At 57.3% G+C, this 22,904-nt stretch carries 30 protein-coding genes and 1 pseudogene; 9 read left to right on the top strand and 22 right to left on the bottom strand.

Annotated features, from left to right (window positions below):
• Nucleotides 1–59: 59 nt before the first annotated feature.
• The 8 genes from IPM39_10435 to IPM39_10470 all read right to left on the bottom strand — a co-directional run bounded on the left by IPM39_10435 (nt 60) and on the right by IPM39_10470 (nt 4,986).
• Entirely contained in the window at nt 60–734 is a 675-nt protein-coding gene (locus tag IPM39_10435; GenBank protein MBK8986482.1) for a hypothetical protein, read from the bottom strand.
• 38 nt (nt 735–772) lie between these two features.
• Nucleotides 773–1,120, bottom strand: a complete 348-nt coding sequence (locus tag IPM39_10440; protein ID MBK8986483.1) for a DUF2200 domain-containing protein — start codon at nt 1,118–1,120, stop codon at nt 773–775.
• Nucleotides 1,121–1,144: 24 nt separating this feature from the next.
• Entirely contained in the window at nt 1,145–1,606 is a 462-nt protein-coding gene (locus tag IPM39_10445) for a DinB family protein (protein ID MBK8986484.1), read from the bottom strand.
• Nucleotides 1,607–2,035: 429 nt separating this feature from the next.
• On the bottom strand, nt 2,036–2,839 hold the full coding sequence (locus IPM39_10450) for a plasmid pRiA4b ORF-3 family protein (GenBank protein MBK8986485.1): 804 nt from the start codon (nt 2,837–2,839) through the stop codon (nt 2,036–2,038).
• A 15-nt stretch (nt 2,840–2,854) separates the two neighbouring features.
• Entirely contained in the window at nt 2,855–3,736 is an 882-nt protein-coding gene (locus IPM39_10455) for an LLM class flavin-dependent oxidoreductase (protein ID MBK8986486.1), read from the bottom strand.
• Nucleotides 3,737–3,861: 125 nt separating this feature from the next.
• The gene (locus tag IPM39_10460) at nt 3,862–4,056 is read right to left on the bottom strand and encodes a hypothetical protein (GenBank protein ID MBK8986487.1); all 195 of its coding nucleotides are present in this window, start codon (nt 4,054–4,056) and stop codon (nt 3,862–3,864) included.
• 166 nt (nt 4,057–4,222) lie between these two features.
• A complete protein-coding gene (locus IPM39_10465; GenBank protein MBK8986488.1) occupies nt 4,223–4,537 on the bottom strand; it encodes a hypothetical protein in 315 nt (104 codons plus the stop codon).
• On the bottom strand, nt 4,534–4,986 hold the full coding sequence (locus IPM39_10470) for a hypothetical protein (protein ID MBK8986489.1): 453 nt from the start codon (nt 4,984–4,986) through the stop codon (nt 4,534–4,536). The genes IPM39_10465 and IPM39_10470 overlap by 4 nt, the downstream gene beginning before the upstream one ends.
• Before the next feature lie 676 nt (nt 4,987–5,662).
• Between IPM39_10470 and IPM39_10475 the strand changes: the two genes are divergently transcribed.
• Together IPM39_10475 and IPM39_10480 are read left to right on the top strand one after the other, a co-directional pair.
• On the top strand, nt 5,663–6,124 hold the full coding sequence (locus IPM39_10475) for a hypothetical protein (GenBank protein ID MBK8986490.1): 462 nt from the start codon (nt 5,663–5,665) through the stop codon (nt 6,122–6,124).
• Entirely contained in the window at nt 6,108–6,860 is a 753-nt protein-coding gene (locus IPM39_10480) for a cytochrome P450 (GenBank protein ID MBK8986491.1), read from the top strand. Before IPM39_10475 ends, IPM39_10480 begins: the two co-directional genes overlap by 17 nt.
• A 117-nt stretch (nt 6,861–6,977) precedes the next feature.
• Here the strand turns inward: IPM39_10480 and IPM39_10485 are convergent, their stop codons facing one another.
• Nucleotides 6,978–7,832: a hypothetical protein gene (locus IPM39_10485; GenBank protein ID MBK8986492.1), complete on the bottom strand. Its 855-nt coding sequence runs from the start codon at nt 7,830–7,832 to the stop codon at nt 6,978–6,980.
• A 565-nt stretch (nt 7,833–8,397) separates the two neighbouring features.
• Between IPM39_10485 and IPM39_10490 the strand changes: the two genes are divergently transcribed.
• From IPM39_10490 to IPM39_10500, 3 genes are read left to right on the top strand one after another with little or no spacing between them, the layout of a single operon-like run.
• A complete protein-coding gene (locus IPM39_10490) occupies nt 8,398–8,592 on the top strand; it encodes a hypothetical protein (protein MBK8986493.1) in 195 nt (64 codons plus the stop codon).
• Nucleotides 8,561–9,079 carry a hypothetical protein gene (locus IPM39_10495; protein ID MBK8986494.1) on the top strand — a complete coding sequence of 173 codons (519 nt, stop codon included), beginning with the start codon at nt 8,561–8,563 and terminating at the stop codon, nt 9,077–9,079. Before IPM39_10490 ends, IPM39_10495 begins: the two co-directional genes overlap by 32 nt.
• Nucleotides 9,079–9,408 (top strand): hypothetical protein, encoded by a 330-nt coding sequence (locus tag IPM39_10500; GenBank protein MBK8986495.1) that lies wholly within the window; start codon nt 9,079–9,081, stop codon nt 9,406–9,408. Before IPM39_10495 ends, IPM39_10500 begins: the two co-directional genes overlap by 1 nt.
• An 11-nt stretch (nt 9,409–9,419) precedes the next feature.
• Here IPM39_10500 and IPM39_10505 read toward each other — a convergent pair whose 3' ends face one another.
• From IPM39_10505 to IPM39_10520, 4 genes are read right to left on the bottom strand one after another with little or no spacing between them, the layout of a single operon-like run.
• Nucleotides 9,420–10,625, bottom strand: a complete 1,206-nt coding sequence (locus IPM39_10505; protein MBK8986496.1) for a helix-hairpin-helix domain-containing protein — start codon at nt 10,623–10,625, stop codon at nt 9,420–9,422.
• Nucleotides 10,622–11,128, bottom strand: a complete 507-nt coding sequence (locus IPM39_10510) for a hypothetical protein (GenBank protein MBK8986497.1) — start codon at nt 11,126–11,128, stop codon at nt 10,622–10,624. Before IPM39_10510 ends, IPM39_10505 begins: the two co-directional genes overlap by 4 nt.
• On the bottom strand, nt 11,125–11,430 hold the full coding sequence (locus IPM39_10515) for a hypothetical protein (GenBank protein ID MBK8986498.1): 306 nt from the start codon (nt 11,428–11,430) through the stop codon (nt 11,125–11,127). Before IPM39_10515 ends, IPM39_10510 begins: the two co-directional genes overlap by 4 nt.
• Nucleotides 11,431–11,432: 2 nt before the next feature.
• A complete protein-coding gene (locus IPM39_10520) occupies nt 11,433–11,897 on the bottom strand; it encodes a hypothetical protein (protein MBK8986499.1) in 465 nt (154 codons plus the stop codon).
• Nucleotides 11,898–12,065: 168 nt separating this feature from the next.
• Here IPM39_10520 and IPM39_10525 point away from each other — a divergent pair, with 168 nt between their 5' ends.
• A complete protein-coding gene (locus tag IPM39_10525; protein MBK8986500.1) occupies nt 12,066–12,422 on the top strand; it encodes a VOC family protein in 357 nt (118 codons plus the stop codon).
• Nucleotides 12,423–12,442: 20 nt separating this feature from the next.
• Here IPM39_10525 and IPM39_10530 read toward each other — a convergent pair whose 3' ends face one another.
• The 4 genes from IPM39_10530 to IPM39_10545 form a co-directional block, all read right to left on the bottom strand.
• A complete protein-coding gene (locus tag IPM39_10530) occupies nt 12,443–13,390 on the bottom strand; it encodes a GNAT family N-acetyltransferase (GenBank protein ID MBK8986501.1) in 948 nt (315 codons plus the stop codon).
• Between the two features lie 141 nt (nt 13,391–13,531).
• Complete coding sequence (locus tag IPM39_10535; protein MBK8986502.1) at nt 13,532–14,371, bottom strand: alpha/beta fold hydrolase; 840 nt, start codon at nt 14,369–14,371, stop codon at nt 13,532–13,534.
• Nucleotides 14,368–15,402 carry a phosphotransferase gene (locus tag IPM39_10540; protein MBK8986503.1) on the bottom strand — a complete coding sequence of 345 codons (1,035 nt, stop codon included), beginning with the start codon at nt 15,400–15,402 and terminating at the stop codon, nt 14,368–14,370. The genes IPM39_10535 and IPM39_10540 overlap by 4 nt, the downstream gene beginning before the upstream one ends.
• Nucleotides 15,395–15,907: a GNAT family N-acetyltransferase gene (locus IPM39_10545; protein ID MBK8986504.1), complete on the bottom strand. Its 513-nt coding sequence runs from the start codon at nt 15,905–15,907 to the stop codon at nt 15,395–15,397. The genes IPM39_10540 and IPM39_10545 overlap by 8 nt, the downstream gene beginning before the upstream one ends.
• A 473-nt stretch (nt 15,908–16,380) precedes the next feature.
• Between IPM39_10545 and IPM39_10550 the strand changes: the two genes are divergently transcribed.
• The gene (locus IPM39_10550) at nt 16,381–16,557 is read left to right on the top strand and encodes a hypothetical protein (protein ID MBK8986505.1); all 177 of its coding nucleotides are present in this window, start codon (nt 16,381–16,383) and stop codon (nt 16,555–16,557) included.
• A 53-nt stretch (nt 16,558–16,610) separates the two neighbouring features.
• Here the strand turns inward: IPM39_10550 and IPM39_10555 are convergent, their stop codons facing one another.
• Genes IPM39_10555 through IPM39_10565 form a run of 3 tightly spaced genes read right to left on the bottom strand, consistent with a single transcriptional unit; the run spans nt 16,611 to nt 18,171 of the window.
• A complete protein-coding gene (locus IPM39_10555) occupies nt 16,611–17,195 on the bottom strand; it encodes a hypothetical protein (GenBank protein MBK8986506.1) in 585 nt (194 codons plus the stop codon).
• Between the two features lie 2 nt (nt 17,196–17,197).
• A complete protein-coding gene (locus IPM39_10560; protein ID MBK8986507.1) occupies nt 17,198–17,683 on the bottom strand; it encodes a hypothetical protein in 486 nt (161 codons plus the stop codon).
• Between the two features lie 5 nt (nt 17,684–17,688).
• On the bottom strand, nt 17,689–18,171 hold the full coding sequence (locus tag IPM39_10565) for a hypothetical protein (GenBank protein ID MBK8986508.1): 483 nt from the start codon (nt 18,169–18,171) through the stop codon (nt 17,689–17,691).
• A 644-nt stretch (nt 18,172–18,815) separates the two neighbouring features.
• Here IPM39_10565 and IPM39_10570 point away from each other — a divergent pair.
• A pseudogene (locus IPM39_10570) lies at nt 18,816–18,950 on the top strand (DNA-3-methyladenine glycosylase I).
• Between the two features lie 18 nt (nt 18,951–18,968).
• Entirely contained in the window at nt 18,969–19,982 is a 1,014-nt protein-coding gene (locus IPM39_10575) for a phosphotransferase (GenBank protein ID MBK8986509.1), read from the top strand.
• Between the two features lie 595 nt (nt 19,983–20,577).
• Here the strand turns inward: IPM39_10575 and IPM39_10580 are convergent.
• Nucleotides 20,578–21,489 carry an aminoglycoside phosphotransferase family protein gene (locus IPM39_10580; GenBank protein MBK8986510.1) on the bottom strand — a complete coding sequence of 304 codons (912 nt, stop codon included), beginning with the start codon at nt 21,487–21,489 and terminating at the stop codon, nt 20,578–20,580.
• Between the two features lie 190 nt (nt 21,490–21,679).
• Nucleotides 21,680–22,399, bottom strand: a complete 720-nt coding sequence (locus tag IPM39_10585) for a DinB family protein (GenBank protein MBK8986511.1) — start codon at nt 22,397–22,399, stop codon at nt 21,680–21,682.
• Between the last annotated feature and the right edge of the window lie 505 nt (nt 22,400–22,904).

Here is a 22,904-nt window from a genome sequence, read left to right on the forward strand (position 1 = left end):
GGAGGTGAGGAGTAATTTCATGGTGATTCTCCTTGGCGATCTTGGCAGCCTACCTGGCTTCACGCTTCTTTGGCCGTCAGATCCTTGTCTTCCATTTCCCAGGCGTGGTCCAGGGTATGAAAGGCCGTGTGCCGAATCAGGAACCGCAGCGGCCATTTCGCCCGGCTGCCAGCCAGCTTACCCTGTGAATGATAGTCACGTATGGCCTGGCAGTAGGCCTCGCGATGCGCTTTCAGTCCCGCGTCAGTTAGCATCGCGCCATCAGGAGTGAGTACCCCAACCCCGCTGGCCCAATCCTTCTCTGCGGCAAACGTATGGTGGACGATGCGATCCCGATCTCGCCCGCCACCTCGGGGGCCCTTCTGCATCTCAGCCGTTACTCGCCCGCGCACAGTGTCAAAAAACGCCCAACACGCCTGCATTAGTTTCAGCTCACGCTCCAGTTCGTCAGCTGATATGTCTTGCTCGTCGAAGCTCGAAAACGCAAATGAGATACCCCAGAAGTCAGTGGATCCCGTTCCTGGATATTGCTCGACTACGTCAATGTCCTGGGCGATATCGAACGCCACGTTCAGGCCAGCCAGCTTTGCCACCTGTAAATAGCGCGGCATATACGCTTGCAGCCTTTCGATGGCCGCTGCCTCGGTCTTTGCCCCGCGCTCAAGGCCAGGCCAATCTGGCGCTACGGCCACCACCTTCTTGCCGTTGGGTCCAATTTCTAAGGTCACCCGCATACAGTTATTCGTCACAGTTCCTCCAAAATAAAGCATTACTACCGCAAAATCTTTTCCATCACCTTGCCTTTGGCCAGTTCATCAACCAGCTTGTCCAAATAGCGAATTTTTTGCATCAGCGGGTCTTCAATTTCTTCCACGCGCACGCCACACACCACGCCCTTGATCAGCGAACGATTGGGATGCATGATAGGAGCCTGACCAAAAAAGGTTTCAAAATCGTTTTCCTGTTCGATTTGCTCCTGTAAGCCTGCCTCATCGTAGCCCGTCAACCAGTAAATAATCTGGTCAACTTCCTCTTTTGTCCGATTTTTACGCTCCGCTTTTTGCATGTACAATGGGTAAACGCCCGCAAAAGGCATTGTAAAGATTCGATGTTTGGTCACTGTGTTTCCTCCGTTTGGTTAGGGCTAAATCTCCACCCCCGGCAGGCCCGACGCGCCCAACAGCAGCGACAGCTCTCCCGCATGGGGCAGGTCGTGGTCGAGCAGTCCCCAGACGGCTTGCACGATTTGTACCTCTTCTTCAATCAGACTGTCAGTGGCTGAGCCGCCCATCAGGCAGTTGGTGATGTAACGCCAGGTCAGGTCCAGCCCTTGCACAATTTCAACGGCCGTTCGGGGCAAATCATCCTCATCGTCCCAGCGGTGCAGCGGGGTTAATTCTGCCGCCGTCTCACCCAGCATGTGGTGCAAATGCAGGGCACGGCCAAAGACAATATGTTCGGCAATTTCGCCGGGGGTACGCAGGCCGGGCAAGGGCCGCTGCTGCAGCTGTTCGTCGGTGAGTGGGGCGATGGCCCGCTTGAGAGCATCTTGATAATCTTGCCAACTGTCAAAGACACGCGCCTCCGCTATGGCTGCTCTTTTCATCTTTTTCTCCTTTTCATAGGCTCGCAGCTCGTTCATGGTGGCAGCAATATCGTCCGTTTCGGGGCTTATCGCAAACGGATGGCCTGACGTGGCTGGCGGCATCCCATGTGCTTGGAGTCCTAATTTTGACGCCCTGCTAATAGAACATATGTTTGCATGATAACACGAGCCGTAGAAGGTGGCAACCGGTTATTGTGAGGAGGGATGGTCATTAGTGAGATACGGCCGTGCTCCTTCCCAAACCTTCCCCGCTGTCAGCGGATTAATCATCACTATAGCCTGCATCAAAGATGCCTACCCAGCGGCGAGATTTCATTTGCCGATTTAGACGCCAGCGTGCAGGGGGGGATTAACCACGTGCGGTATGGGGATACGTGGGGGTTGCGGCGGCGGGTGTTTGGGGGCATCCGGTTCCAGCGGCGACAACAACTAGCCGCCTTCCAGCCGTTGGACAACAACGCCACCGCAGCGCAGACACTTGCCGCGCAGGATTAGATCTCCCTGCTGGATGTTGCCCTTGAAATTGATGATGGTCGTTTTTTGGCCGCAGTGACTGCACCAGACAGCCCCAATCATCCGGGTCCTTGCCTCTTCGGGGATGCTGTTCCAGAACCAGCGCGCCTGGGCGGTGAAGGTCTGGGTGGAGGTTAAGGGCGGGGCCACCAGTTCACCTTGCCAATAAACGCCCTCACGGAACTGCCGCGTAACGTTAGCCAGGTCAAAGGCTTCGGGGTCGAACGAGCCGCCAACCCATTCCCGGTAGCTTTCATGCTCTTCATGGTTCGGGTCGCGGATGGCTTCGAGGAACTGTTCGTAGCCCCAAACGCCGCCACAATCTTCGGGCGGACAGGCGCGTTCTCCGGCCAGAATGCGGGGGTAAACGGCCGTTTCCACCTCTGGCAGCATCGCCTCCAACACCAGGTCATGCACCCAACTGTCGCCAAAGTCATATTCGTAGGTGAACGATATCCCTTCCCGCCTGAGCAGCGTGTTGAGCGGCATGGTGTCGTCTCGGAGACCTTCTTCGCCCCATTCGGCCAACGTGTTGTAATCGGTAAGGAGCAGTCCGCCGTATTGGAACAGGTGCAGGTGATAGTCCCACCAGCCCATGACGACCTGCAAGGTGTTGTGCAGGTCGCGGAAGGTGATGTCGCGGCGCACCTGGAAGCGACGCCAGATGGGGGGCTGGATTTCTTTGAGGGTGACTTTGAATTGGAAAATCGTGTCAGGCATGGTGTTTGTTCCTTTTCAGCGGGCGGCTTGCTGGCCGACAGAGTAAGATTCGCGTCCGCCAGGCGGCCCATTTTCAATCTGCTGCCTGACCCGCTCGACCGATTCATCCCACAACCCTTCAACCCACCAGGTCGCCCCCGCTTCCGCCAGGGCCGACAGGGTATCTTCTATCTGCGCCGGCGGCCACCCGGCCGTCTTGCCGACAACGACGATGTCAAACGGCGTGGCCACCGGGCGGTTGTCCTGGACAAAGGCGCGGATGGCGCGGATGGCGGCCGGGGTGATGGGCTGCTCCTGGCCGTGAAGGCGCTGCTTTTCGACGATCAGGCCGTCGCATGTCAGCGCCCGCTGCATGGACTTCATCCGCGGCCAGATGCCAACGCACCACAACGGGATGCGCGGCTGCTGCTGCGGCTTAGGCGGATAATACTGCTCGTCTAGCTGTGTCAGCCGCACCTGATAATGACGGCCGTCGTAGTCAAACGGCCGTCTCGCGTACAGCAGCGTCAGAATGTCAATCGTCTCAGCCAGCATTTCGGCCCGTTGTCGGGCATCGGTCACTTCGTCGGGGAAGGCGTGCCAGCCCATCCAGGCTGCACCCGTTGCCAGACCGAGCGTGAGACGGCCGTTGCATAAATGGTCCAGGGCCACCGATTCACTCGCCAGTTTCCACGGCTTGCGCAGGGGGACAGGCGTCACCATCGTTCCCAGGCGAATCCGGTCGGTGAGCATGGCGGCGGCGGCCAGGCCAATCAGGGGGTCTTCGCACCAGATGGCATCGCCGGTGAAGCAGCCATCCCAGCCGGTCTTTTCAGCTGACTGGCAAAGGGTGGCGATGGCGCGGGCGGAGGTGTAGGGGAGCGCTACGCCAAAGTTCATGGCTTTCTTGTCATTCATCTGCCTGCCTTCCTTTGCCGTCGAACGGCTGCTGCCGCGCCGGTGGCAACGCCGAATGAGGCGCGGCCAGCAATAGCGCCAGCCCTTGTCCAAACCGTTTTATCACCCCTGGGCGCAGTATCGTGTCAATTATCTGCTACATCCTGCACTTGGGGCAAGACAACCCGGCCGATATAGACCATCCAGGCGATCAGGCCCAGGTGGAGAATGTCGTTTTCCGAAAACCAGATGCCTTGCGCCCACAGATGGGGCGTGATGCCCAGGATGTAGTAAAGGAAGTACAGCCCAATCACCACGCCCAACGACAGCCACGTACCCACCAGGACGAAATTCTTAATGTTCTCTTTGGGGGTTGCATTTGGGGGTGGTCTGCCTTAGTGGTTACACGAAGGTTTGGGCGGTCGCAGTCAGCAGCTTTGCCCGCAGGGGCTGCAAGGGGCGGAAGCGGGCAAAGGCGGGGGAAGGCGGGAACAGGGAATCGGGGAGTTAGCTGTTGGTGCGCAGGGCGCGCTGCGTCAGGACAGTCGTCACGCTTTGCGTCAGCACGCCGATGACCTTCAGTTTGGCGTCCATGAAGGGGTAGCCCTCGATGACCAATTTGTCTTCAGGATTTTGCATGGCCACGGACACCTTTTGCCACTGCTTACTGGCGATGTAGACCAGAAAGACGGTGACGGCGTCTTCGGGCAAGATGGGCAAGCCTTTTGGCAGGGCCGGCGGTTTGCGGCCGGTCAGGGTGACAATAACAGCATCAGGACGTTCGATGACTTTACCAGGACGGCCAACGAGAGTGATTTTCACGGTTGTGGCGACTCCTTTTTCTGCCAGGGCCGGGACGGCCAGGGTTTCACGCGCATCCCAGGGCAATGTCGGGTGCGGGGAGGGGGCTTGGGTTGGCGACCAGACTGTCGCGACGGCGGCGGAGAAGGGACTTTGGCGGATTGCGACGGCTTGGTGCGCGACGGCCATTGGGGCGGCGGCCAGAGAATTTGCCGCTGTTCCGGCGTCAGTTGGCCGCGCACGATATAGAAGTAGGTCCCGCCGGGCGTACGGCGCTGTTTGTTGTTGGCGGTAAGCATTCCCCCCGCGGCTTCGACTTCGAGCGCCTTTTGCAGGCAGGCGTAGGCGGCCTCCAGCCCGATTTGTTCGATGATGCGCCGGATTTGCAGGATGGCCGGGGGGTGGGTTTCCTGGAGTTGGGCGGCGATGTCGGCCGCGGCCGTGGGAATGTCAGGTGGTGGTATGGACATGGCCCCTATTTTCCGCCATTATCCACTTTGGGCAAACGCCATTTCCAGCTCGCCCGGGGCAGGAACCGCTGATGAGACTCCTGGATGGTGACGCACCATCCCCCTGACCAAAGTCACCGTTCGTTTATAGACAAATCACCGCTTTTTTTGTAGACTATGGGCAGGTTCAGTGGGGTTATATACGAGAGAGAAATTCCTCCCCCCCAAAACTGGCACGAGAGAAACGCGACTGGAACGCTCTGCTGGACTTAGGGTTAATACACCCTCCTTTCTCGTATACGTATTGCCCGCCCGCCTGTCTCCAGGCCACCATCCCCGGTCTGGCGACAAAACAAAACCGCTCCGTTTCGACGGGGCGGTTTTGCTTTGGTGGGATGCTGCGCCCTCATTTGGCGGCGCTGCCGTCACAAGCTCCCAACTTTCTCTCCTTTCTCATATCCTTCTGCCTGATTTGTGATACGATAGGCTTGAGCCATCATACACACAAACAAGGAGCGAAAGTAAGAGCCTATGACAATAACCGCCCCACAAACCGTCAATAAAATACCGTTGGCCCCAGGGTTGCCTGTTTTGGGTAGCGCTGCCGCTGGCGCAAAATGTGGCCCGTTTCCCTGACGGAGCAATACCGTCAATTGGGACTCACTTTTCGCGGCGCGCCTTAAATCGAGAAATGGTGGTGCTGGCGGGAGTGGAAGCCAATCTGTTTTATGCCCAGGAAGGGAAACGTTGTTCCGGTCCAAAGATTTGGCAGGAACAGGATGCGGAATTTGGCGCGAATCGGTCACTCATCAGCATGGATGGCGACGACCACACCCGTTTCCGCAAAGTGCAGCGCCCCGATACGCCCGTTCGATGTTGTTTGATAACTTACCCACGGCCCAATTGCCATTACCACGCGGGAGATGAGTACCTAACGCAGAATCAGCCAATGCCTGCCCTGTATTCACTTCAACGTATTGTCACCGAGCAGCTCAGTGTTATTGCCGCCAACTATTCCGCCAAAGATGACCTGGACGAGATCATCACGGCCGTACGCACCATCCTTGCCACCCGCGTCACCAAACAGCGCCCCGCCATCTTGCGCCGGACGCCTGCTTTTCGCAAAGGCCAAGTCTCCGTTCATGCAAATCGGGCATGAGGTGGTGGCCGCGCATGCGCCGGAACTGCGCCAGGGAGCCGAACCCGACCTGATTGACGCAATAGTCGCCCTGCACCAGGAGGACCCCGACTTTTTGCCCAAACAGGACATGATGACGGCCGTTTTAGGTCCCTTTATCGCCGGACTGGACACCGTTGCCAGCACCACCGCCTTCATCCTCTACGCCCTGCTTAAATATCCTGATCTGGCTGCTCAGGTGACAGTTGAAGCCGACGAACTTTTTGGCGCCGATGGCCCCACAGCGGCCGGTCTGCGCCACATGGATGCCACTCACCGGGTAGCCATGGAAGCGATGCGTCTGTGGTCCATTGCCCCAGCCTTAACGCGCACCACGACGCAAGACATCACTTTTGCCGGATATACCATTCCCGCCAACACCGACGTCATCATCGCCACGACAGTGCCCCACCATTTGGCGACCTACTTCCCCAACCCGGAGGTGTTCGACATTGAGCGCTATACACCGGAACGAAAAGAACATCGTCAACCCGGCGTCTATGCCCCATTCGGCCTGGGTCCGCACACCTGTCTGGGACAGGGCCTGGCCGAAATGCAGATGGCGCTTACCGTCGCTACCCTGTTTCACTTTGCCGAGTTAAGGCTCAGCCCGGCCAACTATGAGTTAGGATTTGACCCCGTGCCCACGCTTAGCCCGGACAAGAAGATGAAGTTTGAAGTTGTGCGCTGGCGTCATCCGCTGCCGACGCGGGTTTGAGTCACTTCGTCTGTGTCACCGGGTCGTTTCCTGGTCCTATCCGTTTGACGTGACGGCCGTTTGTGTCAACGGCCGTGCGCCTAATTGTAGAAAGCTTGCCAGCGGATGAGGGCGAAGTCACCTGGACCTGGTTTGGTAAAGAGTGGCGAGGGAACCCAGCGCCAGCACGGCAAAAAAGAAAACATAAAAGGGCTTAACGGCCGGGAAATGCCACACATTGGCCGCCACTACGCCCACGCCATAAGCGGCCATGGCTGCCAAAGCGACTGACATCGCCTCCGTGGAGCGCAGACTGTACCCGGCGGCGGCCGCCAGCGTCCACAGCATCACGGCGATTAGCCGGCTGGTGAGCAAATCACCCGGCCATACCCAAATGAAGGCTGATGGTCCGCCGTCAGTGACAAACAAAGCTGCTCCCCACAAGGTCATGAGAATGGCCGCCCCCCACAGCCAACCGCGCACCATGCCTGTTGGCGGCCCATCACCTGATATTTCAATGACGCCCATCGGATGAAATAAATGCCAGGTGGTGAGCGCCGTCATCGGCACAACCAGGGCAAAAAAAGCATAGGTGATTGGCGCCGTCCAATCAAAGCTGTCGAGGTGGAACAACAAAATGGCCGCCGCTAATGGCGCCAGGTAAACAAAGAGCATGATGACAACAAGGCGTAAACGGGGCAGCGACGGCCGTTCTAGCGCCAACCAGCAAACCAGGGCGAACGACCACCCCGCCGCCGCCAGCATTCGCGCCGCTAACGGGGGTAAATCCCAGGAAAAACTGGCGGGCACGTCCAGCCACCAGCCAAACGAGCCAAAAAAGCCGCCCATTAACGTTAGAATGACCAACAACATCAGGCTGCGTTGGGCATTATTTAGCCGATTGTGATACGGCCGCAGCCAGCGCCAATAGCCCAGGCTGACCCCCAAAACTAACAGCAACAACCCCATAATTTGTAGCCAAAGATGGTTCATAAACCCCCAGGGATTCCGAAAAAGTCAGCTAATGATACAACCCACCTGGATTTCAGCACAAAAGAAGGCATCAACCGCTTTTTGCTGCCGGTTGCCACCACCCCAGAAACCGTCCCACCCCCTCCAAGGTGATCTTTCGTAGCATTCATGCCCCATTTTTGAATTCGCCAGCGGTAGCCTTTCATCTGGCCTGGCTTCACGGGTAACGGATTGGGCCTCTAAATTGCCCACTTGGGGCAACACGGCCGTTTGTGTCACCTGCCGTCACAAATCCCCAACTTTCACGCCATCTTCACCCCGCCGCTAATACGCCGGTACTACGCGGCATGTTACAATCCTCAATCGGAACGTTTGTTCTGCCACCTATGTCTTACGGCTGCCCGCAGCACTCTGGAGAAAGCGATTTCGTGCCCGGCGACAAAAAGCGTAAACTAGAAAAAACCATCACGACCTTGCAAGGTCGGTGGGGCAGCCAGATTGTCCAGCGGGGGGACCCTTCGGACGCCCCCTTTGTGCCGCCCCAGTTATCCCTACCAGCTTCCCAGACCTGGACGCCGCTCTCGGCATGGGCGGCATCCCTCGTGGCCGCATCACCGAAATGGGGGGCGTGCCCACTTCGGGTATGGCGACGTTGGCCTTGAAGGTCATGGCCGCCCCCCATCCCCTGGGCGGCGGCCGAACTAGAAAGCTTCCGCGCCGCCTTCCTGAGCGGAGCGCAGGCCCATGGCGTGCCGCCGGCGACGGCCGAACTTGTCTTTGACCAACTGCGCGGCTTCGGCAGCTACTCCTTCGCCAAGTCGCACGCGGTGGCCTTTGCCGTGCTGGTCTACCAGTCGGCCTGGCTTAAGCGCTACCACTGCGCCGCTTTCTACACGGCGCTGCTCAACAACCAGCCGATGGGTTTCTGGACGCCGGCGATTCTGGTCAACGAAGCGCGGCGGCAAGGGATAGCGGTGCTGTCGGTGGACGTGGCGGTGAGTCAGGAAAAGTGTACGGTGGCCGCCGGCCGTATCCGTCTGGGACTGGGTTACGTCAAGGGTTTGAGCCAGGCGCAGATGGACGCCATTCTAGTAAGAAGAGAGGCTGCGCCCTTCGCCGACCTGGCCGACTTCTGCCGCCGGACGGAACTGGGGCGCAAGGCGGTAGAGGCGCTCATCGTGGCCGGGGCGCAGGACGGCTGGGGGATAGCGCGGCGGCGATGCTGGGGGAACAGGCGGTGTTGGGTCTGTCAACAGGCGAGCATGTGATGACTTTGTACCGGGAATGGCTGGACGAACAGCATATTCTGGGCAGTCAGGAATTGAGTCGGCGCGCACACGGCCGTCGCGTGCGCGCCGCTGGGCTGCTGGTGGTCCATCAGTCGCCGCCGACGGCGAAAGGTTTTCACTTTCTAACCCTAGAAGACCAGGATGGGCTGATGAACGTGATAGTGTCGCCGGGGGTGTACGGCCGTTACCGGTCGGTCATTCGCGGGGCGCGGCTGCTGCTGGTGGCGGGGAAAGTACAGCAGGAAGATGGGGTGGTGAATCTGCTGGCGGAGCATCTGGCGCGGTTGTCGGGAAGAGCATTTGAGTAGCGTAACGGCCGTTAACCTGGTGGGTTCCTCTCGCTTGCCTCCTGCCAGAGAGAGACAAAACGAGCGGTTAATGTCTGGGCAAGTTCCACAGACTGGATAACCAGACTCAGGTCATCATACACAAAATAGGAACCGGCCGACCAGTTATGGCTGCCCAGGATAACCAGAGAACCGTCGGCAACAAGATACTTCGAGTGGAGCAGTCGCTCCGTGGAGTCAAACTGAACCGGTATGCCGGCGGCGGTCAGATACGCCTGCGCCGGGGCGTTAATCACCGATGAACGATAGGGGTCTTCTGGCCTGTCGGCATCTAGCAATACGCGCACAGCCACGCCCCGGTTGTGGGCAGCAACCAGCGCCTCAAGCAACAGGCGCGTTGGATGGGTCGGCTCCGGCAGAGCGATGTGAAACAGACAGACGTCAAGCGAAGTGGTGACATTTTGCAGCAAGGCTGGCAGGCGCCGAAAATAATCCAGGCCGGACAGAACGCCGACCCAATCGGCCAGGCTTTCCGGTTCAGCCAGCGCCAGGTCAAAATTGCGAGGCTGATATTCCTTCGTTGCCGGATGGGGGTCGGCCGCGCAGGTTGTGGCTACCGCGTCCAACGCCGCAACCAATTGTTCCCAGATGGTTGCGCCAGGCATCCTGGCTGTCAACCCGGCCAGGTCGGGAACGGCCGTGTTTGTGGCCTCCAGAGGAGAACCGAAGCGAACGCGATAACGGAGCCTGCCAACGGCCGTTGGTCCCACACCCTTAACGCGCCGGTCCAGGTCGTCCAACGAGCTGTATAGCCCCCGCGCCAGTCGCTCGCCGACAATTCGGGCGGCTAAAGTTGGCCCAATGCCCGGCAAGTGTACCATCTCTTTGACCGAGGCAGTATTCAGGTTGAGAGGCGTAACCGGGGTGACAATTTCGGCCAACATCCCGGGTCCGGCAGTCTGAACGTAATTGTCCGGTACACGCCGTCCCCCCTCATGGGCCGTATGCAGCGCGTGGGCCAGCCCTTCATTTACCAGACGCAGCACAACGGCCGTGCGCGCTGCCTCATCAAGCGGTTGTTCAGTCACCGGCAGCCCACCGGCAGAGGCGCAAATAGAGGCGACGAACGGCCGTAATTCCCCCACAGACTGAGTGATTGGCGCGCCGACCTGCCCGGCCAGAATGGCCAGGGAGGCGTCGGTGACAAACTGCGACCAGTTGATTTTGTAATAGCTCATCGTTGTTCTGCCCGGAGCCACTGCCCCTCAAAGAAATGGACAAAGCGCGTCGCCAGCGCCGCCGACTGCACCAAAACGCTGTCCTGCGTCTGGTTGGTAAAAGCGCCCCCCGACCAATTGTGCGACCCGGTCAACACATAATCATCGGCCACGACCAGTTTGACGTGGCTGCCGCGTACCGGCTGAGCCGTCAGCCAGCGTACCGGAATGCCCTGTTCTTCGGCCCAACTCCGGGCGGTGATTGACCGTTCGGCGATATCCAGGTTGGTGCGGCTGCCGCCGATGAGCAGCCGCGTATCTACCCCCCGCCACAAAGCGCCTTGCAAAGCGCGAAACACCTCGTGAACCTGCAAATCGGGATCGCTGGCCGGTAGAAGGTCCACGATAAAGAGAGAACACAAACAATGGCGGGTCGTTTTTTCGATCAGGGCGCGCAGCGTAACCGGGTAATCGGTATCTGACGCCAGACGTACGCGAGCGGGCATAACACCGTAGGGAATCATGGCGTTTCCTCCACCAGGCCCGAATGATGCAGATTGTTTGAGGCGCGTCGGCCAAAAACAGCCCGCGCGCTGCGGTAACGGGCCATGCGCCGGTAAGCCGCGGCCCGACGATCACTCAGTTCGGCCAGGGCTTCGCCATGCGCGTGCCGCTCGTCGGCGGCCTGGGATTCAATGGCGGCGATGAGGGCCAACAATCCTTCATTGCGGGCGTTGTCAATCCGCAGACGTAGAACCTCGCGCCGCAGCGCCTGGTAACGCTGGTAGGCTTGGGCGTTTTGTTCGGATAGTTCAGCAAAACTCATGGTTACATTCCCCAGTTAATCGGCGGCAAGGTTTTGTCCGGCGCTGATTCGCTGGACTGTCCTTCCCGGAAACATTCTTCCTGACGTTCAGTCGTCCAGGCCAGAGCGGTCTGGTGCAGCTCGTTGTGGATGGCGCTCTGCGACTGATCCCCAAAATAATCGTAGCTGCCGCCGAAATCCTGGTCATCCAGGGCGTGCAGAACCTCATGGATGCCCAACGAAACGCCGTCAAATCCGGAATAGTCGTCGGCGCCGATTTTGTCCACATCAATTACCAGCGACCGGGTATCTCTGTCGTAGTACATTTCAGCCCCATCGGGCGCTGCGCCGGCTACGACATCTACCGGCTCATACTGCCAGTCAGTGAGCGACTGTTCAATCATCTGGCGCAGGAAATCGAAGCGTTCGCCGGGGTCCATGTTTTCCCAATTTTGTTCTTCCAACCCGTGGCAGATATCAAATGCCATAAAAACCCTCTTTACCGAAACAGACAGACGTTGGCTTGGACGTTGCGTCAGTATAGAATATTTACCGGCCATCTGTAAAGGAATGGCAGAGCGATGTAATGTGCGGCAGAATGAATTGCCTGTCGTCTCGACGATTGCTTGCGGATCGTCGGCTACAAGGAGATACAAATGGAACTTGGAAAATTTTCCCTTAGCCTGGCCGTAACAGACATTCATGCCTCCCTGGCGTTTTACCAAAATCTTGGTTTTGCCCTGCTGGATGATCACCGGGATGAAAATTGGGTGATTCTCCAAAATGGCGAGACCGTCATCGGATTATTCCAGGGCATGTTTGAGAAGAATTTACTGACCTTTGTCCCGGAAGATGCCCGGGCAATCCAAAAACAACTGAAAGCGCGTGGCTTGAAACTGGACTCGGAAGCGGATGAGTCCACCACGGGTCCCGCCTATTTCACGCTGACCGACCCGGACGGCAACCCAATCCTGTTCGACCAACACGACCCCGATTACAAACCAACCGCATAACATTCATATCCAGGCCATTCTTAGCGCATTGCCGTAACAGGAACGCCGCTCACCGGCCGGGAAAACCAACAAGTTGCGGTCTGCACCTGAAACCCAACAGATTGGGCAGTGCCCAGCATCGCCGGGTTATCACTGCTTGTGCCTAGCACGGCCGTATCCATCCCACGTTCTTGCAACAGGCGCAGCCCCGTGAGCAAAAGCGCCCGCGCCAGCCCTCGTCGCTGAAAATCGGGATGCGTCGCTGCCGGGTCCGTGTGCCCTTCCTGCCGTCCGGTGCGTTCATTTTCTTCCTGGCTAATCGCACACAGGCAGTAGGCGGCCAGACGGCCGTCCGCCGCCACGACCACCAGGTCCAATTCCGCCTCATACTCTAGCCCGCGCATCATCGCCAGCCGCTCTGCGGCCGTCATATACTCTGTGCCAAACGCGGCGCGATGCAGCGCGACCAGCGCCGCAACCTCCTGCTCGCCTTGAACGTGGCGGATGGCAAACCCGGGCGGTAGTTGCGGCGGTGGAATGGGTTCAGTGAGGCGACGAACCAGACGCAGCGAGCGGAGTTCTTGCCGCACAAAGCCGTGCCGTTCGAGCAAAGCAATTTGTCCGGCGTCATCCTCACGGCAACTGGCGTCGAGCGTGCGCGTTTCATCCCCTGCCGACATCGCGCGCCGCAGACACGCCACGCCCCAGCCGACGATCTCCCTTCCCAGGTCAGGGTATGAGGTCTGTGGGTCCATCTCAAAGCGCAGGTTGTCGTACTGGTCTACAAAGGCAAAGGCTACGAGACGGCCGTTGCTATCTAACCACAGGCGCGTATTGACCTGCACAGCAGGCAAGGCGAGAAGTTCTCGTAAATCAACCGGACCTGGATAATCTGCCAGACGCGCGGCCGGCCTGACGGCAAACAAAAGCTGCAACATGGCTTGTAGATCATCCGGGCCAGCATATAAACGGTTGGTAAGTGTAGACATAGGTTATACTTCAAGCTCAATTCCTGTTCGGCGAATCTACAAACCAAGAGCAACGTCAGGATAGGTCGCTATGTGTCTGCGGGCCACCAAAACCAGCCAACCGGGCAAAGCCGTATTGTCATTGTGAACCAGGTCCCAAGATTAACGGCCATAAAGCGCCGAACTCGCCAGAAATTCAGTTACAATCCGGCGGAACTCCTCTGGCTGATCCATGTTGGATAAATGGGCGGCGTCGGCAATCAGGGCTTTTCGGGCTGATGGCAACTTAGTCATCATGTAATCGGCCGCCGCATGAATATAGGGTATGTCATGAGCGCCCACAATAATGAGCGTTGGCGTCTGCAATGCGCTCATCTCCTCAGCGGCGACAATCTCCGTATCGAGAAGCTCCTGGCCCAGCTTTTTGGCGTAGTGGGAGAGCGCCTGACGATTCATCTCGTAAGCTAACCGGCGCATGGTCTGATTAACCTGATCGGGCGTTCGTTCCATACCGTCAAACCAGATTTGCGTCTCTATCTCAGCCAACAGGTCAAAATCTCCTGCGTGGTAGGCTTGCTCGGCCGTGGCAAATTTGGCCGGCGTCGGCGTATCCAACTCCAGGCCAGACGGCCCGGAGCCGACTAAAATCAAGGCTGCTGTTTGCGACGGCCGTGTTAAGGCGAAGTTGATAGCCAGGCCACCGCCCATCGAACAACCCATGAACAATGCAGGTTCATGCAGTTCCAAATAGTCCAGCAAGGCGATTAAATCCCCAAGATGGCTAAAGTCACCCTCAACCGGCTCGCTCCGGCCGTAGCCGCGCAGATCGTAGCGAACAACGTGAAACCGGTCGGCGAAATGGGCGAACTCGTTGTTCCATTGACGGCTGTCAGCCACGCCTGCGTGAATCATCACGAGAGGTGGCCCCTCTCCGGCTGCTTCGTAATAGATGCGGGCGTTATTGATGGCCGCCAGGCCAGACTTAACTGGTTTGTCATTCATTTCATGCCCCCATAACTCAGATCAATCCGCTTGTCCGCTCTATAAGCCGCCTCTATTGTGCCGTTGGGCAGAAAGTTCGAGACCAGGTAGCGCAGAGATTGCGCCCGATCCTGACCGCCTTCGTTCGATAAGAGCAATTGCTCGCAGAAGAGGGCGATGTCTTCGATGATTCGTTCGCAGCGGTAATAAGCCAGCGTCCGCCAGTTGATCGCCGCCTGGCCGTAACCGCGATAAAACAGCGTTTCTTCCTCCTGGGCATTATAGCCGACAAATCCTTGCGCGCCGCCGATGAACATCAAATCCCGCTCTTTGGGAGCCAGCATCGGGTCGTCCCAGTCCACGATGTAAAGAGCGTCACGGCCGTCAACCAGGACGTTGCTGGCGTGGATGTCGGCGTGACACAGCACAAATTCCAGAAGTTCGCCTGACAATGAATCGGCCAACTGTTCCGCCCGTTGTACCAGGTCGAGAATCTCAGCCCGTCTGCTCTGCAGAAACGCGGCTAAATCCAGGGCGACGGGATCGTCGTAGACGTCGCTCTCGACGCGCCCTAAAAACATCTTGACCATCTCGCGCCAGCGGGGGGAATAACGTTCTTGCCGTAGATTGGCTCTTATGGCTGGTGGTACGGCCAGCATGTGCAGTTTTTTCAGCGCCGCGCCAAACTCTGCCCACTGCGCCGCCGACAGCTTGCGTTCACGGCCGTTACAGCCGTCTACGAACGGGTAAAGAATCGCCGTGAACGCATCGAGCGTTGTCCAAAGCTGCCCAGTTTTTGTTGTCAGGGGGGTGACGATTTGCCGGATTCCCTGGTCGTGGAGAAATTGGGGAAGGGTAACGGCTGTTCCGTCAAAAACGCCGCTTCTCAGCTTCAGAAAGTAGGCGGTTTCAACATTGGTTTCGATACGGTAAACGGCCGTGTTCTGGTCTGCGCCCAACGGCAGGAAGATGATCTGGACGGCCGTGACGCCATAGGCGGCCTGTAAACAGGCGGCAATCTTTGCAGGGGAAATGTCCGGTTTTTCAAGCATGGAGGGAGTAGGTTTTCTGGTAGGCTGGCGTTTCCGGAGTCGTCAGGCGCGTGAAGCCTGTCGTCTCATACAGGTTAACGGCCGTTTTGTTTGAATTCATCGTTCCCAGCAGCGCCACTTCCACGCCGGCCGCCTGCACCTGGCGCAGTCCGGCCAGAAGCATGGCGCGCCCCAACCCTTGCCGCTGATTCTCCGGCCGCACGCCAAGGTACTCAATCCAACCCCGGCGGCGGCCGCTTTGCGCCCATTCCGCCCGGCAAAAGGCGTATTCGCAATAGGCGACAAACTCCCCCGTATCGGCAACGGCGACGAGATGGCCGTATTCGTCGCTGTGGAACATCTCCTGGCGGTGGTGGGGATTAACGGCCGTAAAATCATACAACGCCCCATACGCATCCAGTTCAGCGGGGCTTTGCAGCGGGCGAATGAGGTAGCCGGGCGGTAGAGTCGGCGCGGAAACGTTATCCGCCAGCGGCCGGGCGAAGTAGAGGCCCTGCGCGGCCAACCCTCGTAGAGACGCGGTTGTAACGGCTTGTTGTTATCAACGACCAAATCCGCTCGTTCCTGGGGGCGACAGGTATCCAGGTATAATTTCTGTCCCGGGATATAGCGTTGCTCATATCGTTGGCGCAATTCAGCAAGGTAACCAAAATGGGCGATGTCGCGTTGTTCCGCTCGTCGAATTATTTCTGCAAAGTCGGCGTGGACAAAAATTGAATAATCCCAGCAATTGACCAATTCGGGTCGAAGCAGGAAGACTCCGTCAAACAGTAGTATCGCATTGTCTGGCGCAATCTGCCGGGGCAGTTGCGTTTCTGATTCAGTGCGGTAGTCAAAAAACGCGGGGCAGTAGCGGCGCGAGCCGCCGGGTCCCATGGGGGCCAACAACAATGTGATGAGCGCCTGATAATTGAAGGAGTCGTGATAGTAGCCTTCAGGGGATAACGCGCCGCGCCGGCGCCGCCAGCGAGCGGGATTGTGAAAGCCGTCAATGGAAGCCCGGATTACAGGCAAGCCGCGGCTTTGCAGCGGCGCCACAAGTTCATCGGCAAGCGTTGTCTTCCCCGCCGCGTCCACACCGTCAATGGCCACGCGCAGCGGATGCGGCCGTTTGATTTGCGCGATGCGCTGGGCGATTGCTTCCAGCATTTGTAAACGGTACATTGTTTGCCTGCGCTTCAAGGTCGCCTATGATGACTCCTGGCGTATCAACTCATCCGAATGCCCTGCCCAATCAGGTAGGCTGTAACCGCCTGGAAATCAGTCAAGCCTTCGTCAATGAACGCTTTACAGATGTGGTAGCCGCTGTACATCGGCGTTCGCTGGCTGGCGGTCAGGATGGCGTGTTTGTAGCGGATGATTCGCTCTCGGATTTCGGGTGTCATGGCTTGTTTGAAGCGGTGTATCTCGGCCATTTGCCGGTCGATTACCTCGTCTGCCAGGGACCAGATGTCAATTTTCCACGGCCGTCCCCACTCCCCATAAGCGATTCGCGGTTTCAGGTAGAGGCCGCCGGGCAGTCGGGTTGTCTGCGACTTCTCGAAGACAACCTGGAAGACCAGGTCGCAGGCCGCCAGTTGGCTGCCAATTGCAAATAACGCCTCGATTGAGACCGGCGACAGGTAGAGATCAATGTCCGGATAAATCATGACGCCGAGATAGTAGCTGCCGGTGGGGGTGATACGGCCGTAAGGTTGCAAAATCGGGTACAGGTTGACCGCTTGCAGGATAAAGTCAGCTTCTTGTTTTAACCGGGCAGACCTTTGCAACGGATCTATAACTGGTTGGCTCATGATTATACCTGTCCCAATCTGTTCTGCTGTAAAAATTGCCGAATCATGTCTGCTTTTTCCATGCGGCCCAGCTTTAGATACGCTTCATACTCGTAGATCAACGACAGAACGGGGATTTGCAACCCATCCATTGCCAGCCAGCGCCGGTGTTGCGCCACCTGGATGGGCGCTTCCCACGTCCGGTCGTCCAGCCGCTTGGCGATGTCGCCCATGATCTCTACCTGGATGCCATCCATTTCCAGCCGACCCAGGTAAGAGCGTATCCGTGCAGAAACCAGGTAGCGCACAGGCTCAGCAATGGTGGCGGACAAACGGCTTTCAATCTCAAATGCGCCATCCCGATCAGTCTGGATGTCAATATCGTTTACTGCAATCACCATGCCTTGGAGGGCCATACCCAAACTGCCGGTGATGACCCAGGGGCAGTGGCAATCTTGCAGGGAGGCGACGATTCTGCGAAGGACGTTGAGGTAGCGGGGGTCAATCATTCTTTTTAAACAAAAGCGTCAGGCAGAGGAACGACGTTCAGCGTTGCTTCCAAAATCTGGCGGTCCTCAGGGTCGGGGAGCGCGGCAACCAGGGCAATGGCTTTCCGGTAATGTTGGTTGTGCGCCGTGGTATCCTTGTTGACCGCCGCCACGTTAGCGGCCACCGCATGTGCCAGGGCAACTTCCCACAGCGGCGTCCCTTCGCCAAAGAAGATGGGCTGCGACCTGGTTTGGTAGCGGCTCGCCTCGCTGCCCATGCCCAGCAGTGCATAGACATGAGCTACCAACTGCGCTGCATGAGCCTGCGCTTTTTCGTTACCAACGGCCGTCCAGAGATACATTGCCGTATGTGCAGCCTGAAGCATTTCATCGTCCTCTTCCGGCGTCCGCACACGCGATTCCGACAGGCTCCAGGCACGATTGTTTGCCTGACTTGCCAGGCGGCGCTGCCAGTTCGCGGTTTCTTCCAGAGTGGGTTTCTCGCTCATTCGACCTCCTCGGTTTTTCCTGTGGGGCCTGGCGTATTTGGGGTTGCCAACGCCGAAATGGCCGTTGCCAACAGCCATTTCGGCGTTGGTCTTCGTTTGATCCAAATGCTCACGCTAAGGCGAAAATTTCAAAGATTTTTCTTGGTGACTTCGGGGCGTGGCGCAAGCCATCTTCCTACTTGGGCTAAACGAGGACCATCCCCGACGTACGTTCCAAAGCGAATCACCAACTCCCGGCAATCATACACAAAACCAAAAAACATTGCGACCAGGGGTAAATTCGCCATAAGCCGAACGATAATAACCAACAAAAACCTGGCATTGACCTAAAAAAAGCATACGACTTCCTGAAACATTGCGAAAACGCCGCAAAAACAGATGACGTTTATCTATCAGCGGGCAATATTTAGTGGTCCACCAGTCGCCGGCAGCAGCAGAGAATTTTTCTGGTCCTAACGGATTTTGTGTATTTCAGCCACTACCTCTGGATGGCTCTGGTAATTTACAGATAAAATTTATTTGCCGCTGCCAATAGTGAAGATCGTTTGATTCATGCGTTTACACAAAATGCGTTAGAATCAGATATTGCCTACCATGACGAAGAGTGGGGCGTCAACATCCACGATGACCACCGCCTGTTTGAAATGCGCTCATTCTCAAAGGGGCGCAGGCGGGGCTTCAACTTTGTCGGCCTGACTATCTGCTAGGCCTTCATGCAAGCGGTGGGCATGGTCAACGACCATACGGTAGATTGTTTCCGGCACGGGCAGTTGGCGTAGTAAAGTGAGAAACGAGCGATGGAACAGATCATTAGAGACAGATACAGTCCAGGCATCCTGGAAGAGGCGCGGCGGCGATACGGCGTCGCCCCCGACGATATAACCTTGTTGGACGGTTTTGAGAGCTTTATCTACGCCTTTCGTCACCATGGCGCGGACTATATTCTGCGCCTCGGTCACAACCACCGCCGTTCGCCCGACCTGGTACGGGCTGAGGTGGATTGGATCAATTATCTGGCGGCGCGCGGCGCGGGCGTGGCGCAAGCGACGCTTTCGGAGAATGGCGAATTGGTGGAACTGATCGCCGATGGGGCGGGCGGCCATTTCCTGGCGACTGCCTTTGTCAAAGCGGCGGGTGGGCCGGTCTGGCAGATGGGGGGCTGGACGGAGGCGTTTAACCTGGCTTACGGCCGTCTGCTTGGCCGCATCCACGCTCTCAGCAAAATGTACCGACCGAGTAACCCTGCCTGGCGCCGACCGCAGTGGGACGACCCAATTAACAACGACGTTTACGCCGCCTTGTCGCAGGAAGAGAGCGCGGTGGCGGAGCGGTACCGCGCTGTTTTTGACCATCTGCTGGCGCTGCCGCGAACGCCGGACGGTTACGGCATGATTCACCAGGACGCCCACACCGGCAACTTGTTTGTGGATGAAAACGGCCGGATCACCCTCTTTGATTTTGACGACTGCGTTTACGGCCATTTTGCCTACGATTTGGCGATGGTTCTCTTTTACGCCATCGTCAACCGGGAGGACGCGGCCACCTTTGCGCAGATGTTTTGGCCCCAGTTCTGGCGAGGCTATTGTGAAGAGAATGCGCTGGACGGCCGCTGGCTGGAGGAAATCCCCTTCTTCATGAAGCTGCGCGAGATTGATCTCTACGCCGTCCTCTTGCGGGATGTGGGGCTGGAAGGCATAGAGGCACATCCCTGGACGGCGCAATTTATGCGCGGTCGACGGGAGCGCATTGAAAACGACATTCCTTGCCTGGCGGTGGATTGGCCCGCGTTTTCGCGGTGGGCTGGCGGGTAGAAGGCTATTTGAGCGCTTACAAGCTAAATGGTTGCACAATTAGCAAGAACATCATCAAAGATTAGACACCCGGCCAGATGAGCGTGGTCATATTTGGGGCGCTAGACTCCGCCAGTTAGAGTCAGAAAACTGTCAACTCTCAACGGCACATTAAAGGCAAGTTTCCTGGTTGTCGTCACGAGAGCTATAGAACCAGAAGCTAACCTTTGATTTCACGCGCCCACAGAGACTTCAAATTGGCTAAGATGTGGAAAGCTGCCAATTTGCCCGAATTTGCCACCTGGAACGGCTTAAGGGTCCATATAAAAAAAGCTCCCGCACCCTGGTCATATAAAGTTGAGCAAGTGCGGGAGGTAATAAATTTACGGACCCTTAGAGAGGCGCTTGCGGATCCTGGCGAAGTCTAAAGCCCCCAATATGACCTGTTTCATTATACTGCTGGCGAATTCAAAACAGGTCAAAAATCGGTGATAAAACAAACAAATTTTGATCGTTTTTTGAGCTTGAAGCAGCTGATTTTTGTGATTTTCGGAGCGACGAGACAATTCGCCAGCAGTCCCCTTTCATGTGACCGGATGTCCTCTAAACTTTACATTCAACCGCTCGCACCAACTGCAACAAGAAGCTCCGTGATCATCCGTCGGGCGCTTTTGACGCCGCTGGGGTTTGTCTGCCAGTAGTAGGGGATAAAAATCGCTGCCTGAGACAGGGCGTGTCCCTGGCCGCGTAACCAAGTCGCCTCATCGACGGCCGTTTCCGCCCGAAACACTTCTCGACTCGCGCCGGAGAAGAGGCTCCAGGCGATCATCAAGTCGCAGGCCGGGTCGCCCACGGCCAGACCGCCAAAGTCAATCACCGCGCTCAGACGGCCTTGCTCAACCAGCACATTCCCGCAAAGTAGGTCGCCATGAAACCAGACCGGCTCCCGCTCCCATTCCGGGGCTTCCAGGGCGGCTTCCCATATGGCCGTAGCGGCCTGGGTATCCACGACGCCGGCCAACGCGGCAATCGCCTGGCGGGTTGGCCCGTCTCGCAGCGTCAGGGGCGCGCCGCGCAAATTATGTTCGGCGGCCGGGAGTCCGCCCGTGGTGTCAACCTGCCACAGTGCGGTGATAAATTGGGCCAGTTGGGCGGCCGCCTGGCAGGGGTCGTCCAGCCGTTCCAGCGTAGCGCTCTCGCCCGGCAGCCAGCGATAGATGGACCAGGACCAGGGATAACCTGCGCCCGGTTCGCCCAGCGCCAGCTGCTCCGGAACGGCCAGTGGCAGGTAGGGCGCCAGCCGGGGCAGCCAGCGCCGCTCTTTCTCCGCCTGCCCGACGGCCCAATCAATGCGCGGCAAACGCACCACCATATCGCTGCCGAGGCGGTAGAGGGCATTGTCGGTGCCGGTCGAAGGGACCGGCGTGAGGGGCAAGTTGGCCCATTGCGGAAACTGCGCCTCCAGCAGCCGGCGCACGAGCTGCGCGTCGGTGTGGACTTCGTTGGCGTGCATCTTAACGGCCGTCATAGGGTCCAATACGCATAAAAACCGTGTTCTTACCTGGTCGCGCCATTTTGCGCCCGAACAGGAAGATCTCTCTGGTTTTTGCGCAAAAACAGCACTTTAACACCCACATATAGATTTTTGTCTATTTCAAAAGGGTAAACCTGATTCTCCGTCAAAATGAACCATCCCGCGACGTTGTATTGTATTAGCGTCACTCATTACGCATCTTGCCCACATCCCGGAAATGCAGATCGTCGTGCCAGGCCGCCACGCGCAACACCTGCACCAGATTGAGCCAGCCGATCACCGGGTCGTAGAAATACGTATTCCCCAGCATGTCTTCCTCCTTATTGCTGTACCAGGCGCGGATTTTTCGGTATTCGGCTGATGATTCTGCCTCCAGTTGCGCCAGCGTCACCCCACTACCCGGCTTGTGGCGGGGCGGCCACAACCATCCCACGCTCATCGGAAAGTTTGGCCGAGCATAGACATCATCAATATTGGCAAGCCATGGTCGGGCGCGGCGCAAGCGGCTCCAGGGGCGCAGCAGCGGCCACGCCACCGCGATCAGCCGCCGAAAGGAGCGGTTCAGCACTCGCGTATGGTCCAGAATCTCCCCGATCGACCATTCGCCCGGTGCTGGGCGTGCCCACAACTTTTCCTCTGAAATCCCTGCCAGCACCGCATACGTTTGCCGGTGCTGCTTTTCCAGCAGATCGAGCCATTGGGCTACATAACTTTTCGTGTTATCGTCCATAATAATAGAGGTAAATTCGTAATAAGTCGCTCGATAATAATCGACACTTTTCATCAGTAAGATGATGTGTTTAATTGTAACCGTCTCATCCTCAAGGACAATGCTTTCCACTAACAATCGCAAAAGGGGTTTTGGCCCCAACCGCTCAAAATAGTTCAATCCAGATTTTCTCACAAATCCCACCTCTGGTGGCGACTCTTGCAACCCGGCCAAATCCTCTAGTTTTCGGATTTTGATTTTAGAGTCTCTACCTCCGGTGATTAGCTTGAATTGAACCTTTTCGAGGCTTTAGGCAGTGCGCCGTGAAACGGCGAGATTGAATTGAATCCAGAGGATTCTGTAAGGAGATGTCAAAAACTTACAAGCCGAACGAAGTTAGCAGAAGGGGAAACCGGACTGTGAACAGAGCATCTTCGCAAAGCGGCGTGAGGCAAACGGGAAGTTGCCAATTTTGAGGGGTTGTGTAAAAAACCCCCAACAAGGAGAGTTGATTCGGGTCTTGGGTCCATAAAAATAAGTTCCCGCACCCTGGTCATAGAAAGCTGAGCAAGTGCGAGAAGTAATAAATTTACGGACCTTAAGTCCGAGTTTACTTTCGGAATCGGGGAGCAGATCGAGCCGATACAACCCCAACAGAATCTCCATCACATCTTGACAATTGGTGCGTATCCTTATGCCA

This window comes from Candidatus Leptovillus gracilis (genome assembly GCA_016716065.1).
Taxonomy (GTDB): Bacteria; Chloroflexota; Anaerolineae; order Promineifilales; family Promineifilaceae; genus Leptovillus; species Leptovillus gracilis.